Source organism: Pseudomonas sp. Sample_9 (genome assembly GCF_004307535.1).
GTDB lineage: Bacteria > Pseudomonadota > Gammaproteobacteria > Pseudomonadales > Pseudomonadaceae > Aquipseudomonas > Aquipseudomonas mercuritolerans.
This window is the reverse complement of record NZ_RAZO01000249.1, coordinates 25721-42517: the sequence shown is the minus strand read 5'-3', so window position 1 is coordinate 42517 and position 16797 is coordinate 25721. Positions and strand designations below refer to the sequence as shown.

The 16797-nt window shown below is 53.1% G+C and carries 14 protein-coding genes and 1 pseudogene; 2 read left to right on the top strand and 13 right to left on the bottom strand.

Translation table 11 applies throughout. The features are described 5' to 3' along the window. Positions 1-340: 340 nt before the first annotated feature. Complete coding sequence (locus tag D6877_RS14255) at positions 341-724, bottom strand: helicase (RefSeq protein WP_130911207.1); 384 nt, start codon at positions 722-724, stop codon at positions 341-343. Between the two features lie 518 nt (positions 725-1242). Here D6877_RS14255 and D6877_RS14250 point away from each other — a divergent pair. Next, complete coding sequence (locus D6877_RS14250; RefSeq protein ID WP_130911206.1) at positions 1243-1614, top strand: DUF6124 family protein; 372 nt, start codon at positions 1243-1245, stop codon at positions 1612-1614. Between the two features lie 42 nt (positions 1615-1656). Here D6877_RS14250 and D6877_RS14245 read toward each other — a convergent pair whose 3' ends face one another. From D6877_RS14245 to D6877_RS14210, 8 genes are all read right to left on the bottom strand, one after another. Beyond that, a complete protein-coding gene (locus D6877_RS14245) occupies positions 1657-2655 on the bottom strand; it encodes a hypothetical protein (protein ID WP_130911205.1) in 999 nt (332 codons plus the stop codon). A 54-nt stretch (positions 2656-2709) separates the two neighbouring features. Next, entirely contained in the window at positions 2710-3471 is a 762-nt protein-coding gene (locus tag D6877_RS14240; protein WP_130911204.1) for a lysozyme inhibitor LprI family protein, read from the bottom strand. Next, positions 3468-4313: a tetratricopeptide repeat protein gene (locus D6877_RS14235; protein WP_130911203.1), complete on the bottom strand. Its 846-nt coding sequence runs from the start codon at positions 4311-4313 to the stop codon at positions 3468-3470. The genes D6877_RS14240 and D6877_RS14235 overlap by 4 nt, the downstream gene beginning before the upstream one ends. Then, positions 4300-4845, bottom strand: coding sequence for a hypothetical protein (locus tag D6877_RS14230; RefSeq protein ID WP_130911202.1), 546 nt, complete (start codon positions 4843-4845; stop codon positions 4300-4302). Before D6877_RS14230 ends, D6877_RS14235 begins: the two co-directional genes overlap by 14 nt. Positions 4846-4855: 10 nt before the next feature. After that, a complete protein-coding gene (locus D6877_RS14225; RefSeq protein ID WP_178083684.1) occupies positions 4856-5356 on the bottom strand; it encodes a hypothetical protein in 501 nt (166 codons plus the stop codon). Positions 5357-5400: 44 nt separating this feature from the next. Continuing rightward, positions 5401-7851: an alpha/beta fold hydrolase gene (locus D6877_RS14220; protein WP_130911201.1), complete on the bottom strand. Its 2451-nt coding sequence runs from the start codon at positions 7849-7851 to the stop codon at positions 5401-5403. 9 nt (positions 7852-7860) lie between these two features. Further along, positions 7861-9255, bottom strand: coding sequence for a TIGR01777 family oxidoreductase (locus D6877_RS14215; protein ID WP_130911200.1), 1395 nt, complete (start codon positions 9253-9255; stop codon positions 7861-7863). A gap of 86 nt (positions 9256-9341) precedes the next feature. Further along, positions 9342-9917 carry a hypothetical protein gene (locus D6877_RS14210; RefSeq protein WP_178083683.1) on the bottom strand — a complete coding sequence of 192 codons (576 nt, stop codon included), beginning with the start codon at positions 9915-9917 and terminating at the stop codon, positions 9342-9344. 33 nt (positions 9918-9950) lie between these two features. Between D6877_RS14210 and D6877_RS29920 the strand changes: the two are divergent. After that, positions 9951-10204: pseudogene (locus tag D6877_RS29920) on the top strand (hypothetical protein); the annotation flags it as partial. 3 nt (positions 10205-10207) lie between these two features. Here the strand turns inward: D6877_RS29920 and D6877_RS14200 are convergent. From D6877_RS14200 to D6877_RS29915, 4 genes are all read right to left on the bottom strand, one after another. Beyond that, positions 10208-11632 carry a lysozyme inhibitor LprI family protein gene (locus tag D6877_RS14200; protein ID WP_347233414.1) on the bottom strand — a complete coding sequence of 475 codons (1425 nt, stop codon included), beginning with the start codon at positions 11630-11632 and terminating at the stop codon, positions 10208-10210. Beyond that, complete coding sequence (locus tag D6877_RS14195; protein WP_130911198.1) at positions 11622-12749, bottom strand: hypothetical protein; 1128 nt, start codon at positions 12747-12749, stop codon at positions 11622-11624. Before D6877_RS14195 ends, D6877_RS14200 begins: the two co-directional genes overlap by 11 nt. A gap of 109 nt (positions 12750-12858) precedes the next feature. Continuing rightward, positions 12859-13545 (bottom strand): hypothetical protein, encoded by a 687-nt coding sequence (locus tag D6877_RS14190; RefSeq protein ID WP_241662902.1) that lies wholly within the window; start codon positions 13543-13545, stop codon positions 12859-12861. 83 nt (positions 13546-13628) lie between these two features. Further along, complete coding sequence (locus tag D6877_RS29915; protein ID WP_241662901.1) at positions 13629-16793, bottom strand: glycoside hydrolase family 19 protein; 3165 nt, start codon at positions 16791-16793, stop codon at positions 13629-13631. Between the last annotated feature and the right edge of the window lie 4 nt (positions 16794-16797).

The window sequence follows — 16797 nt, the reverse complement described above, 5'->3', positions numbered from 1 at the left end:
GAGCCGTGAAAAAGCTAACGATGTCGTCAGCAAAGTGCTTGAGGCTGAAGTGCTGTTGCGTGAACTGGCTTCGCAATTCAGCCAGGGCTAAACGCATCACGGGCAAGCCCGCTCCCACAAGATCAACACGATCCCTGTGGGAGCGGGCTTGCCCGCGATGAATCCAACCCAATTTACCTGTCTGACACAAAACCTGTGGTGAGGGGATTTATCCCCGACCGGCTGCGCAGCAGTCGCAAACCCAGCCAACAGTGTGTGTCAGCTATATCGAGGTCTCAGGTTTTGGGGCCGCTGCGCAGCCCATCGGGGATAAATCCCCTCGCCACAACATCCCTTCTACTCAAGCCTTAGGCTTAGCCTTCCTCGGCAACAAATACTTCATCAACCCCTGAAACCACATCACCAGCGCCGGATTCCCCTTGAGCTGGATCGACTTGTCCTGGATCCCCTGCATAAACGCCAACTGCTTGTTCTTCGCCTGCATCGTGGCAAAGCCATAACCGGCGTCTTTAAACGCAATCGCAAACGCCGGCTCCGCCACCACGCCAGATTTGCTGGTGATGCGCTGATCCTTGACCACGAAATGCCGCGCCACTTTCCCATCCAGCGTCTGCAGCTGAAACACCAGATCCTTGTCACCCAACTGCTGCTGGAACGCAGGATTGGTCCGGCTGGCCTTACCCATCAACAAACCCATCATCCACAGGAGAAAACGAAATTTCATGCGCACAGCCTCAAAAGGAAAATGAACGGCCGGGGCAGTGTAAGGGATTCGGACGATAACGCCAGTATCTGACTCTATTTGAAGAGGATGCAGACCATTTCCCGCACGATGACCGCCAAGTCACGATTCCGCAAGCAGCGTCCTACACCTGTTGAAACACATCCCTGTAGGAGCTGGCGAAGCCTGCGATCTTTTGATCTTCCGGCCCGCGAATCTATGGGAAATTTCCTGCAAAGTGCGGTGCTGTCCATGAACTAGGCGAGTTGGCTGGCTATCGATAGGATCTGTGGGTCGCCGCAAAATCGGCGATACGGACGTGCAAGTCCGCATCGGCACACTATCGGTTATAGCTATTCACCGAGCGTTTTCTTATGCTCGCAAATCGTTATGGCAGCTGTGTGTGGGAGACCTTCGGGTCTGCCGGTTTGCCGATTGCCGGTCTTGCACACCTATACACAGCTGCCACCTAATTCGAAGTGCGAGCGAAAGGGTGTTAGCTCCTTAATCGGTATATTTAAATGATCAAACCAACACCCAATCCCCCCGAAACCCCAGATATATCGCCCTACGAATCTCTCGAATCAAAGAAATTCCACGAAGCCGCCGAGCGCGCCCTCGACCACCACTTCAAACCGCCCCTCGAACCACACCCCAAACGCGAAACCGGCCTCTTCAGCCTCTCCCCCGGCACCGACGCCGAAGCCCTCATGGCCAATGCCTCGGAAGACCTGCTGTCCATCAGCGTCATCGCCTGCGATCTGGCTGACGACCTCCACGGCTCTCGCCGCTCGGTCGCGCTGGCCCTGAGCAGAATGGCGGACGGGGTTCGGTTGATGGTGGAAGGGATGCTTGATCACATTGAAGTGCGGAATACGCCGGCCAAGCCGTAACGCGGTTTGCGGATGAAAAAAGGGGACGTTAAGTCCCCTTTTCTAGAGCGCATAATCCATCACTTCTTCCAACCGCCAGCATTGCCCCCGGACAAACCGATATTCAAAGACATAGTCGGTATCCGGTTTCTGCAGGATGGCGACGGCGTGATCTCCCCGCTCTTCCTTGACGGTCAATGTCAGGCCTTGGACTTCTCGCTTGGCCTGATCCGGGATGATTGGAAACTTGAGTTCCTCACCGCTGAGGCTGCGCTTTTCCATCTCAGGCTCAGCATCACCGGCCACAGTCGTGACCATTTTCAGCGGTTGTTGGACGAAGGATTTCTGCACATCGGCGCGCTCGGAGAAGGCTGCGAGAAACGCTGAAAAGTCGGGCGAGGGGCAAGCGACACTGGTCACGTCGCCGTTAGTTTTGGGCGACTTCTGGCGCAGATCCTGTTGAAGCTTTGAATCGGCAATGATCTTTGCATCGAGGTCTGCCAGGCGCTTTTTGATACTCGCCGCATCCTTGTAGGCACACACAACATCGACGCCGTTTTCAAGGTCTCGGCCGTCTCGGCAATCCTGCAACTCAGGGTCTGGCGGATCACCACGAAAAAAACGCAACGACAACTGCTCGCTTTGCTTGATGAGTGGCAATTCCAGCGTCCAATAGGTATAGCCTTCGAACCCACCGTTTGACTCTTTTTGCCTCATGAGCACGTACAGGGACTTCCCCGCTTGCTCAGGGAATTTTCGTTCGAAGAAAAACACCGACGCGACTTCATCACCCACGAGCGGCGCCACAAACGAGAGTTCTGGCTTCGTGGCACTCATTGTCGTGTAAAAAACCTCACCACCGGGAACGTAGCCACCTGTCGTCTGACCTTTGAGCGTGTTCTTCAAGAACAACACGGTGATCTTCTGCTCGCCCACCGATGCCACCACCGGCGGATGCATTTGCTTGATGGTTTGCAGGTCATCAGCGGTTGCCGTTTGCGCGGTAAGACCGATGATCGATGCGAGCATGCACACACGACTTGAAAACCTGGTCACTTCCATTACTTCCTTGTTGATCGACGAATTGATCAATCTTCAATAACTAGCGCGAGGGCATCACGATGATTCAGGCGCGCCGCATTTCAGCTCTTGGATTTGCGCGTTCTGAATCGGAATTACACAGGCGAGACGTTTCTCTCCGGGTGCACGAAGCTCCGTGAGGCTGAGCGTTACGTGTAACCCGTCCTCGGCAAACGCGTGATCCTCAAAACCTGCGTCGGCATAGTCGCTCCAGAATCTCTTGCCATCGAAAGTGCAAAACTGCCTGGACGACAGCACTCTCCAGTTGCCGTCGGGCGCGAGAGTCTGAACAGTCAGGCAAGGATTGCCGAAGGTACTGACGTAGCGAGCCACGACATCGCCGAAGCGTCGAGAGGCGGATTCAGACACTTGACTGATATTGATCACATCACTCGGTCGATCGGATGCGATCGCTTCCAGATAACCGGCACGCTCCAGACTTATCCGTGCCACACACAGACTGATCATCAAGGACTGCGCCTGTGAGCCGGGTTGTACTTCTGTGGCCTCCAGCAAGCATGTGGTGTCGCGCAACTTGAGCCAGGCACGTTGTGAATCTTTGGCGATTGCAATAAATGCCTCAGCTTGTGCAGGGTCTTCCTCTCGCTGAGACGCGAAACGCGCTATCAGTTTTTTGTAGCTGGCATTAAGTTTTGCGTCGGCCGCTTTACGGTCGGCTTCAACGCATTCCAGGTATTGCCAACTTACGGTAATGACCTTGCAAGTATCCTCAGCGAGCGCAATTGAAGTGAACATCAGCCCAAGGGCCAACACGATAAAGCGGGCAAACCTGTTCATTTTTTCATTCCCTGAAACTCTGATCGCTCAACGACGCGTTGCGGAATTTTCTGCGCCTTGCCAGCGGCAGTCATCGCTTCGCCGTACTCGCGGTAATAGCGCTGTGCTTCCTCTTTTCGATCAAGTCGCCACAAGGAATCCGCCATGTTCAACATCAACACCGTACGCTTGCCCACCGCCTCAACGCCGCGATAAAACTTCAGCGCCAGCTCATCTCTACCGCCCTCGGCCAGATAAAAGCCGAGGTCGTTGTAGGCTTGAACATTTTGCGCCGGGGGATGACACGCCATGTAGGACTCCGGGCTTAAAAAACTCATGCTCCACTCAAGGGATTCGGCGCGGGACTGCGCCGTTTCGGGGTTCAAGACATGTTTCAGCAGTTCCTTGGGAGGTTTGGTTTCCAAGGCAGGGTTGAGCACCCCGCCCTCTTCGGAAACCCACTGATGGCCCTCCCAGTTACCCTCACAAAACCTTTCGTAACTCTCAGCCAACACGCAACCGGTTTCCATCGAAATCACAGCGCAATGCCCCTGTGATGTCGCTATTTCCTCACCGTTCTCACCTATGACTACGCCGTACTCCACCGGGGTCGCCAACAAGGTTTTCTTATCGGGGCTAAGCCATTCGGGATAGGCCTGAGTACCAATGCCAGCATGGAAGAGCGGAAACGTTTTTCCATTTGCCGTGAACCAGGCAGTGGCAGACTCCACCACAGGTGAAGTCCACTTTTTTGCTTGTAACGTCACTGTGTGCCCGTCAATGCCAACTATTGGCGGCTCTTCGGCAAAGGCGCTGGCGGCAACCAAGTTGCCGAACATCAACACCCACTTAAGGCTGGCCATATTCAATCCTTTTCACCGCCGGGCTTTCCGATTGCAGCTGCCTTTTGGTAACGCCATAGGCCTCCATCAGCACTCCCCGGGAGCCCTTCGAACCAAACGAGCGCTGGGTATTATCGAAGCTATATTGCTCCAGCCGTCCTGCCGTCGAGTAATACCCACGCCACTCCGGGCAGGCACCGCAACCGCCGTAACCACCGATTGAAACAAGGCTGCCCTTGCTACCTGTCACACAATCCATTGCCACCACCACGTTGCTCAGCATCTTCGTCTTCACCCCGTCCGAGGTGAGTTGGGAAACCTTGCCGACATCACGCCGAAGCACTTTGCCGCCGATGTTGATGGTCTGGTCGGAGCAAACCGGCAGCACGTGGTCGGCGGTGTCCTCCACCGTCACTGATCGGCAGGACGACACCAACACCACTTCAACGCCGCCACATTGCATAACGTCGCGCTGGGTGTAGGCATCGGTCGGAGCGGCGACGGCCGGAAGCGAGAGCAACAGAGAAAGACAGCCCGTGAGTAAGCGGTTCATCCCCTAATCCTTAATCAAGCGGCGGCGTTTCTGCGTCTGTCATCGTCAGCAACCGAAATTCGTTGTTCACAAACTCGTAGTAACGATCCCGGTTGACGCTTTCCAGCGAATTCCCCTGAGCGTCTTCTTCGCCGTCGAGGGTGATACCGGAAATAAGGATCAAGCGGCTGTCGGGTTTGTAAGCCATGGCGAAGGTGCTGCCGTCGTAGGCATTCGGCAGACCGCCAGAGACTTCACCGGTTTGTGCATCGAGCACTTCGGCGCAGATGGCACCGCCGCCACAACCCAACGGGTTGAGGATGTAATGGCCGGCGAAGTTGACCTTGCCTTTCAAGGCTTTTGATCGCGCACTGTCCATCACCGGATTGCTGTTTTCCTGCGGCACCAGTGCATGGTGGGTGCCGGTGAAAACTGGTGTGACGGGATAATCCTTGAAGTCGGGGTCGGCGGCGAATGCCATGGTTGTGGCAGCCAATATCAAGCTGCCGAGAAGAGCCGAAAATCCTTTCATGTAGTAACTCCTTAATGGAAGACCTAAAACCGACGGCTCCCGGTTCATCCCTTGTTACCCGGATTGACCAGACTCAACTCACCATCCCGATACACCACCTCACACCCCACCCACGCCGGGTCCACCTGCGGCATCACCGCCGACGGCTTTCGCAATTCGCGCAGCAACGTCGAGCCATGCGACAACCGCCCACCCATCCGCGCAATCACTGCCCGCGCTGTTTGGTAATGCGCGTGCCGCCCCGGATCGAGAGTGTCTTCCAGCAAGATGTCCTCGCCGAGGATGCCCCGCACTTGCCCCGGATAAATCATGAACCCGGTCGCCTGCTCCGCACCTTCGCGACCGTCCTGCCAGAAGCTGCCGTCTCGGGTGCGAACGTCGGGATGCGGTGCAAACCAGTGCTCGCGATCCGCCAGCGGCATCGCGTGATGCAGGCGGAAGAAGATGCGCATGAGGTTGTCGCGATACCACTCGCGTACTTGCAGGTAGTAACCGCGTAGGCCCGGCAGGCCGGTCGAATGCGCGAGGCGGATCAGTCCAGACCATTGCGGGAATGGCTGTAGCGGCAGATCGCTCGACGCGGGCCGAGGGGTGGCCGGATCGGTTTCCCACGGCAATCGATGCGGACTGTTTTCAAGGTTGTCGTAAGCAGTCGGCGGGCGACCCAGCCAATCGCCACCGCTGCTGGCCAGTGCCGTGGCGATGCACAGATTGCCTTGCACCACGAACACGTAAAACCGAGTGAACCAGTCTGCCAATTGCTGACCATCGGCAGCTTGGGCGACGAGTTCGGCCAGTTCCCGATCGAAGCGCTGCAAACCGTTTTCAAGATTCAGCAAATGGCCGCGAGCCTTGCGTTGCATACGCAAAAGCAGCGGCAACGAACGGAGTATCTTCAGCGGTTGCCACGGCAGATGCGGGGTCGCGCCGCCGACTTCACCGGCGTAGTTAGCGGCGCTGATGCCCCAGTCGGCCAGCCGGGCGAGAAACAGATCATTGTTGATATAGGACGCGCCACCGAACACAGCGGTGAACGGCTCGTTGTCCTGCAACACTCGCGCATCCCAACGCGCCATGATCGCCGGGATACTCGCTGCCGCGCGGCGTTGGGCGTATTCCACCAACACGCTCGGTCGCGGCGGCAGGATCTCGGCGATGTTGGCGGCGGTCAGGTGGCGGCGCCAGCCGTAGTCGCTGATCGGCCGGTATTGCAGCAGCCACAATTGCGCGCCGTCCCAGGCCCATTCGACGTCGCCGGGCACGTAGTGAAACACGCGCAACACGTCTTGTAGAAAGCGCCAGAGCAGGTCTTCGGTCAAACCGTGGGACGGCGTAAACGTGCCGCTGCGCCAAGCATCACCGAGCCGCGAAAGTGTTGCCCGTGAGGGGCTGACGTGACCGTCGGCAAGCGATTCGAGATGGCCTTCAACCCACTCCAGTTCTACCGAGAGATGGCGCACAAAAGCGATCCCGGAAACTACCGGCGTGATGAAGCGTTGCACCACCACTTCCTCGACGCCTTCGGCCGTCAGCTCGGCGATGCGTTTCGGCACGTTGGCGGTCGGTTCGCGCAGATAGGTCGTGCTCAAACCGGCATTCGCCAAATCGGCCTGATCCTCGCCATAACTGGAGGAGCGCACCGCCCAGGTCACATCAGGTTGAGCAGCAAGAAATGCCGGCAGACGCGGATCGGCACATTCGTTGAGCGTCAGCGCCGCTGGCACCGCTTGCCGGGCCAGCTCAGCCAGGCGCAAACGACCGCCCTTGGTGTGGGCGACAAACCCGCGCTCGCCCGACTCCAGCCACTGCGCGAACTGCGCGGGCGAGTCGATCCACGGGTAATGGCCCCAACCGGGTTTCAAGCTGATGGTCAGATCAGCGCGGGCGAGAATCGCCGACCATGCCGCCGCTTGCTCGATGCCGAGTACAGCGTCCTGATCGCCCCAGACCAACTCGACCGGATCGGTGATCCACTCCAGCAGCGGCAACGCGGTGTCGGCGCGAATCAGATCCCAGTGCGGCACAAACGCACGGCAGCGCGCATAGCCGGCGCCCATGCGCTGGTACTGCGCAGGCGTCCAGGTCTGGTTGGAAAACTTGCGCGCGAACAGCGTGGGTTTGTTCGACAGCAGCCAGTGAATGGTCTTGCGAATTGGCAGCGGCGACATCAATGCCGGCAAGCGACGCTGCCACAAAAACGCACCGACCGGCGCCAACAAAACGCTGCGGGAAAAGTGTCCGGGCCGACGTTGCAACGCGTGCAGCACCAGCAAGGCATTGACCCCGACCGCCATGATCGCGCTGCCCTTCTGCGTCATCGCCAACAAGGTCTGCGCGTAGTCCGCCAGATCCTCGCAGGGTGGCAGCGGATTGGCGCCGAAGCCCGGCAACTCCAGCGGCAGCACGTCGTAGCGCTGGAAGTACGGCAGCGCGTCATCCCACCAATCGGCGGCGCTGCCGTTGCCGGCCAGCAGGTACATCAACGGCTTGCTCATGGACGATCCTCAGGTCAGATCGCGCAGAGCAGCGTCGAGGGTTGGAAAACGGAATGTGTAGCCAGCCTCAGTCAAACGCTGCGGCACCACGCACTGACCGTCGAAGAACAACTGCGCCATCTCCCCCGCCATTGCACGCACTGGCGCAGCGGGAATATGCAACCACACCGGACGCTTGAGGACCTTGCCGGCCTGCTCGGCGAACGCGGCCTGACTGACCGTTTCCGGCGCCACCATGTTGTAGGTGCCGCGCAGATTGTCATCGTTGAAAGCCCGCGCGATCACCTGAAGCACATCGTCGCGATGCACCCAACTCATGATCTGCCGACCATCGCCCATGCGCCCGCCGAAACCCAGGCGGAACGGCAGCAGCAACGGCGTCAACGCACCGCCGGGGCCGAACACCACGCCGAGGCGCAGCACCACCTGACGCACGCCAAATTCCGTGGCCGGTTGCGCGGCGGCTTCCCAACGCGCACAGAGTTCGGCCATGAAACCGTCGCCCTTGCTGGCGTGTTCGTCGAGGTTTTCACTGGCGTCGCGCACGCCGTAGAAGCCGATGGCCGAGGCTTGAATCCATAGGGCCGGTTTATGCTTGGTGTTCTTCAGCCAGGTCATCAACGCTTCGGTGGTGCCGACTCGGCTGGCGAGCAGTTGCGCCTGACGCTTGGGAGTCCAGCGTGGGCCGGCGACAGGGGCACCGGCGAGATTGATCACTACGTCGAAGGCTTCGTCGTGGCTAAGTTCGCTGAGCGAATGCACACAGCGGATGCGGCCGTTGAATAGATTGGCCGCGCTCAACGGATCGCGCGTCAGTACGCTGATGGAGTGGCCCGCGTCGAGTAATTGACTGACCAAGGCTTTACCGATAAATCCGGTGCCGCCGGTGATCAGCACACGTTTGAAAGCGCCACCGGCAAACGGGTTGGACAGGCTCGTTGTCTTTACTGCAGGAGACTTCCGGCGGTCATGCCGATACAGCCAGAACAGTGGCGGCAACAACACCAGCAACGCAAAACCGTCGAGCCACAGGTGCGACCAGACCTGTTGTTGCGCTGAGAGCCACATGTCCTGCGGCGCCCATAACAGGATGCCAGCGGTCAACCAGCCCCACATCGCCGGGGCTTTCAAGCGATTGCCCAAGTGCACCAGCGCGAGCATGTACAACGAATAACTTTGCAGCGTCGCGCCGAATAGCGCGAGCCACCAGACTTGTTGTTCGTGGCCGGCGGTGGGAACCGGATCGGCGCCCCAGAATGCGAGTTCGAGGGTGTGCAGATAGCCGTCGAGTAATCCGGAATGCCCGGCCCACGTCAGGGTGAGGCCGGCAAGAATGTGCACGATTGCGGCGGCGTATAGCCAGAGCACCAACGCTGGGCGAAGGGAGATCGAGGGGGCTGGCATTCCGTGTCCTGAGCGCGTTCCTTGGGGGTGGGGAGTTTAAAGGAAAATGGGTGTTTTCAGTCGCTCGAACACAATACGTTTTGTCGCTATCGCACTGAGTGAGCGTCAATCAAGACGAGCAGCTCCTTCAACCTAGCAATATCCTCCTCATAAAAGGCATTACATTGCGTCACGACCACATATTCATAGCCGGTCGCTTTTTCATGGGTGCTGCATACAATCCCCGGACCTTCCCCGCCATCCTGCCTTCCATACACGACATCCCGCGCATCCGTCAGCACCCAGCCTGACATTGCCAATTTCGTACTGGCTGATTCAGGAAGTCCATCGAAGTGCATGATTGCCTCAGCATTCGGCAGCTTGACAAGCAAGTTGTATGGCGACGATAAAGAACTCATTCCCACAGTTTTCGTGACTTCGGCGAGGTCCTTACCCCGCACGATAAACGTGGGGAGGCCGTCTAGATCACCTTCATAAGTTGACTGATGAAGTGGCGAAAGTTTCAGGACTGCAATTGCGCCCTTGCTGACACAGCTGACGAGCTCCAGCATTGGCTGAACGTCATGAAACTCGCAGGTGGAATCTTGAGCAAACAATGTCGGTGATAGAAGTGTCGTGCAGAATGCGAACACCCACCTCAAACAAGATTGGGGCAAGCTCAACTGAATGCCCCTGTACGCATTTCCATTCACTGAGTGCCACCTGCTCCAATACATTCAATTGAATCGCTGGAATCCAAGAAACTCCACAAAGCCGCCGAACGCGCCATAGACCACCACGTCAAACTGCCCACTGAACCAAACGCAACACGCGAGACCGGCCTCTTTAACCTCTCCCCGGCACCGACGCCGAAGCACTCATGGCCAACGCCTCCGAAGACCGCCTGTCCATAAGCGTCATTGCCTCAGACCTCGCCGACGACCTCCACGGCTCCCGCCGCTCGGTTGCACATTTAGTAGCATTTGCTCGGAGCTATTGGCTCAATCACTTCCGACCGAAGTCGCTTAGCAGCATCGAGACCTGACTCGTATCCCTTGTCGGCGGCTAGCTGATAGCAAGCCAAGGCACGAGGAATATCCTTCTCGCCGAGATCGCCACTCTTCCAGTAGTCACCAAGCGCGACAATTGCATGCGCTGACCCCATGGAGCCGGCACGAATAAGCTCTTTCTCAACATCAATTGGCCGCTGGCACGGTCCGCTTCCGGCCGTTTCATTGCCAAAACAATAGAAGCTTGCCAGACCCTCAGCGCCTCCTGGTGAATTCAAAGCTGCTGCTTTGAAAAGAGCCTCAACTTTGCTGTATTCCAACTGCGGAGCCATACCCGACAGACTCAGCCTAGCCGCAGACTCACTGGAAATAGGATCGCCTGAAGCAGCTGCACACAGGTAATTTTCCAAAGCCGCTTCAAAAAGCTCCACTGTGAGTCGATATTGCTCAAGACCACCCAAACTAATAAACCCTTGTGCACGCTGTGAGCAGAAATTTTCCTCACGACTCAATGAGCGCGTACTGGCTACAGAAAGCTCCTTTTCGGGAATCGACCAATCCTCAACCCCCTCAAGCGTCCAGCAGGCTTTACGCGAAAAGTTGAAGATCTTGATATTGCTGTTTCCGGCACGTTTATCCACAACGTCAACGTGACGATCATCTACCTTCTCGACTTCTATTCCTTCGACTTTCCCATCTGGCACCGCAGCCATTAAGGGAAACGCCATCTCGCGCCCCACCACTGCAGTGACGTGAGTCACTATCCGTCCTATATCCGACGTCCCCTTCAACACCAATAGCTTCACGGCCTGCGCAGTTAGTCGCTTCTGCGATTCGGCATTAGCGGAGAATGCTGGAAGAAACTGTTCAAAGTCTTGCGTAGGGCACGAGCCACGTCCAATTGTCGGGCCACTCCCGATATCGGACGCGATATTGTCCAAAAACACTGAACGGTCACGACTCATACTGGCGATGCAATTGTTCACCGCTGCCACATGCGCCGAAGAGCCCCGTTCCGCCTCCAACGCATCGACCTGGCAATCGGTATCGCGCAGTTTGATCCAGGCGCGCTGAGCCTCCTGAACCGTTGCCTTTTGGCTCGCCGCAAGAACTGGATCAGTTTGATACCCACCTTCGAGCCGAACCATCAGTTCTTGATAACTGGTATTCAACTGCTTATCTGCAGCAACCTTGGCACTCACAGAACATCTTTCCCTCTGAGAGTTCGTAGTGATATCGGCACATGCATCGTCAGCAAATGCATGTCCCCCCAACAGAGATAAACCACCAATCAGCACGGCGGGCAGCACCGGAATAAGATATTTACTCAAAGCAAATTCCAACAATATTTTGCGAAAGTGTATTTTTAATTCGAGCCTATTCTTCAAGGGAGATAGCCATTTTCAGAGTAGATCCATTCAGATAAACGACTGCTTCGCGCCCATTAATATCGACAGGGGTAGGATTCTGGATCATTCCTTCATCACTAGCCTTCGCAATTTTTGTTAACGTCTTATCCGCAACATTGGCACGCCAAATAGTTTCATCACCATTCTTGAAATAAAACGTCGGCCGTGACTTGCTCCAAATCGGAGCATATATATTCCAACCGGCCTCGGGCCGACCAGCCTGCGCTATCGTTTCATACCCTGAGATGTGCGAGTAGTACGCTTGCAATTTTCCATACTCACCACCCCAACCGAATGTCAAACCACTAACAGCATTTTCATCAGCATTTGGCCACTGCTGGAACAGCAAACTGCTTTCCAATGGCGGAGATTTTGAACCGAGCTTATAAACCATCCCCCGCAGCTGATTCTTAGAGAGCTGCTGTCGATAGTAAAACGCCCCATCCAAGATTCCCGCGAATCTTTTCCCTTCGTCGTTTGAACCCAAACTGAAAGCACCATCAAAACCGATATCTTTCGCAATCGTGTGCAATACCGGCCTGTCGTTGCGATCAACGTACTCATATAGATTACCCCGGTACGCAATCATCGCCGCATCAAAATGCCCTTCGAACACGATGACATGCAACATGCCTGAAATTGTTTCAGCGGAGATCACAAATCGTTCAACAGCCCCTTTTTCATTGGGAAGCCATGCTAAATCAATGACCTTCCATGAGCGTTCAAACTGTTTGTAAGGCTTATCCCCCAACATTAACTTAATATCTTTCTGAGTCGGCCTAGGCGCAATAGGAACCGGCGACAGAAAGCGTATCTGCCGAACATAAGAGTCCTCTAAACACTCCACTGACTCACAAGAGTTACGCTCCGACTCAAGCCATTCACTTTCGATTAATTGAAAAACCCGCCGATTTTTTATCGACTTGAATACTTCACTTAGCTTTTCATCCATTGCGGACAAGGAAGGAGAACGACAAATTTTCCTTTCTACGTCCGTTGAAGCTTTGCCACAGTCGGAACTCGCAGAAAATGCCACCGAACTGAAAAGCAAAAAAGCTAACGGTAAAAAGCTAGGGAGCGAATATATATTTTTCATTGATTCACGCTTTCAGGCATTGAACTTCGCAAAGCGGGTTGCGAGATGCTTGGGGCGTTCATTTATCCGCCGCTTCATTTGTTACCCTCTTTGCCAATGCTCGACGACATCAACATCCACCCGCATCGCCACACAAGATCCATCCGCGTATTTCTTTGCCTTTCGGTGTTTTAAACATAATCGAAAGCCAGCCAGCCTCAACAGCCTCCTGCTCAACCCTATCCCCGGAAACCAAATACATACGAGTGACATCGTCAAAAACTGGAGAGCTATAAATTTTAGCTTTTTTATTTATTGTCAGCTGAACCGGCACACCTTCATTCCATTTAGAAAACGCTGGAGTCGCAAGTTTATTACTAACAGACAATTGATCCTTGTAAGGAAATTCATACATTAGATTCTGGTAATCGTCTGCCAATATATCGCCACCCTCACCAAAATATTTGGAGACTCGCTCATCCCTTGAATAACCACTCTCGCTCTTTTTGTAAACATGCACGCTGTAATATTCACCAGAATATCTAACTCCGGTGTCTGAATGTATTCCCACACTGTGTATTACAAAAAGCTCTTTCTCGGAACTACCTTGAACATCAGAAAAAAATGCCGAGCGGACTTTTCCTGTGTCTGCCAAATACGGTAACTGCCCAACGAGCTTCTTAGATTTACTCAAACAATCAACATAGTTAACATCAATACCCACTTGATTGTTCGAATCTTCACTGCTCGCCTCATCCTCTATAGGAACGAGATCAAAAACAATCGCACCGTCTTTTGTCGGGATCGAATGGTACACTTTACTCTCAGGGACCTCGCAAGCTAGCGAAGCCACCGAAGACAGGCAAAATGAAACTAACAATGAAAATTTACATAAGCGCTTCATAACGAACAGCCCCCGAACACAACCTTGAATTTCTCAGCAACTTCTTTAGTAAACTTCTCTCGCTGATCAAGTTCTTTCAGCCCAGAGTTGATAATCCTAGTCACAGATTTAATCTTCGCATCTACATCAGGTGAACTTGCATCCGCAAGTGAACCAATACCTTTCGCCTTCCAAAACCATAGACCAGACTCTAATGCAACCCTCATATTGTCCTGTACCAGGTTCGGATTAGCATCGATATTCACACCTATCGCTACAGCACATTCACGATAGTTAGCATAGTGGGTCAAATGAAGAAGGCCTCTCCCCCTATAGTCGTTATGAGGGTACTGATTGCTACCAAAGCTATGTTTACCATACGCTGGATCGTTTGCAATCAGATGCTGATCTATATACTCAAGCTTCTCTTCTCTGGTTAGTGACATCCCCAGCCTTGCAAAACCATCATTAATAGCGGTTGGCGCCATTCTATATAGTTTCTCGGCTGTGTAGCTACGACGAGTGTAATTTAAACTTTCCCTAAACGCAGAAAATTGAAAAGTCTCGTGCTTACCCTGCCCCATTATATGAAATACCTGAGCACAGGTATTTACTCCATACTTAGGGAAAAGCTCGTTCGCCACCATGACAAACTCACTTACAAAAGTATCCGTTACGGAGGATGGACAAATACTCCGCATCAATGCATTTGTTAATGCTATATTACTGCCACACTTTTTGCAGACATTACTCCCGGACGATGGCATCATATTCCCAATGAGCGCGATTGGATGAAAATGCCATACAACTCCATCGCCTACCCCTTTAGATTGTATAGCTGGATCATCCCAAAATATTAAACTATCTATTCGTTCTTTTTCGTGCTTTAGAACAGATGGATAATTTTCTAGCATCGTGTCCAGCCGCGCCCATTTGGCAGAGTCCGACTTGGATTTCCACTCCGTAGGGTGATATGCAATTAGCTTTGACCAGTGATCTCTTAAATCCAGATTCTTAAGTGCAATCGGAAAATCCTCGGGAGTAACTTTTTGATCATTATTACCAAATCGATCCAAGCCCCTATATAAGTTCTGGAAGAACTCTGGCATATCATCAGGATCCAGAAAACCATCAGAATTTGAATTTAATTCCTTAACGATGCGAAAGCCTAGTTTTTCCCAGTCATGCTGACTAAGAAGCTCCGCGCCTTCTTTTTTGAGCAAACCTGATTTGCTCTCTGTATTATCAAATACGGTTACCTCATACCACTCTTCAGCGTCCTTATAGAGAACAGTTTTCCCGAGCTCTACAAATTTCTCATTCGAGATTGTCACGCTTTCGGTTACAGGAGGCTTACCTTTTAAGGTCGTATTTGCTGGCAAGTGTAAGTATTGCTTCCCTTGCTTCAAAGTTGCTTTATTTTTCAGAAAATCCTCAATTCTCGGATCTGCCGAAAAAATTTCAACGTGAACTTGATAATTTCTCGAAACCCCTCCATCAGGACCTGCTAATGTTTCATTCAAACCAAGAAAACCGATTATGTCACCTGCCTTAATTGCCGTGTCCATCGGCACAACCTTATCAAACTCCGTAGGAACCAACCCCAGCAATTGAACATAAGGCTTTTCAACACAAGCCCAAAAAGTTGCTGGGACAGGAGTAGAATGGCTTTTCAAACCGGTTGTAGCACTGGAAATACTTGGCACGAAGGAACATTCCGCCATTTTGTAAAGTTTAGAACCAATCTTCAGGTTAAAAACTTTTCCACTATCAAATTCTATTACGCTATTTGTACAAAGTACTAAATCTTCGTTTTGCCCCAGACTATTTACCTGTCTCATTGCAGCCCCAGCTACAGCGCCGTTACTCTGGGGTGAGGGGGCTACCCTTAAGGTAAGCCCAGAGCCGGAAACTATCGCTCTGACCTTGCCCTTCCAATAATCTGGCTTCTTCCGCTCCGGTGCAGTTATTGCTTTCCAGCTCGCACTGCCATCACCTCTTGGGTATGCAACACCGTTTTGCTTGTAGGCGAACCAGAAATCCTGTCCTGGCGTGCGTCCACCTACTGTACCTTTAATTAGTTTGCCTTTCGCGTGGATGTGATCAGAGTGCTCTTCAAGTATTTCAATTTCAGTTCCAGCAGAAATCGAACCATATTCGATGCAGCCAGTTGCGCCAGCAACATCGCTTCGAGCTTTAAACCCACTTGCGATCATCTTTATTTTTTGAGGGCCCGTCTGTTCCGGTTCATCCGCGTACCTCTGATATGGCAGCAAATGCATATACAGGCTATAAAATACGAGTTCATTACTAGTATTGGGCACGACCTCTTTATTAGGTGGTGATTTATAGTCGTGCTTGACAAGGCAGAATGAATTTGAGTACTCCAATTCCTCTGTAGCACTCGAACCTTCAAACTCCGTCTTTAAATAATCCTCATTCAATCGATAGGCTACGACGACACCATCTCCAATACAACGAATAGGCTCATCTCTCACACACTGCGGAGCAGTCTTATGCGTGATATGAATACCGCCATGCCAAAATCCATGACTCCCAAGTAAAAAGTTACCTGCGCTTTCACTCTCAAGTGCTTTGAAGATTTCTTCAGCATCCTTAAATTGCGATCCATCCGCTTTTCTAAACGGGTACTGAAAGTTCATTAATGGTGTAGATTCTACCGGTGCAGGTGCAGGTGCAGGTGCAGGTGCGGATCCTTCCCCCGTCCGAGTCGACTCCTTAACCCTTAGAAACTTTGTAGGGACTGGCCAAAAATATGCTTTGCTATAGGCACCAAACTTTGCAGTAGCTGGACCGGAGCTTTGCGCCCCAAAAAACTCACCATATTGAGAGTCCAGCGTACTATCATAGTGTTCTACGATACCCGTATGATTTAGCGTTTTATTATCTCGATTAGAGATTACGTTAATCCAGAGTACGATATCTCCTCGCCTCACATTAGCAGGACTAATTACATCATAGTATTGAAGTGCGGCCGCACTATTTAGCCCCGCCGTGTTCTGGTAAGGAACTTGATATCCAGCACCTGTGAGCAACAGGTTTACCATATGAGAGCAATCGACGATTTTTTTGCCATTTTCTACGACAAAACCATCCCCACCTTCCTTATATCTATAGTTAGCACTCGTATAGTTACTTGATAAATCTAGTGGCTCTGTCATTTCT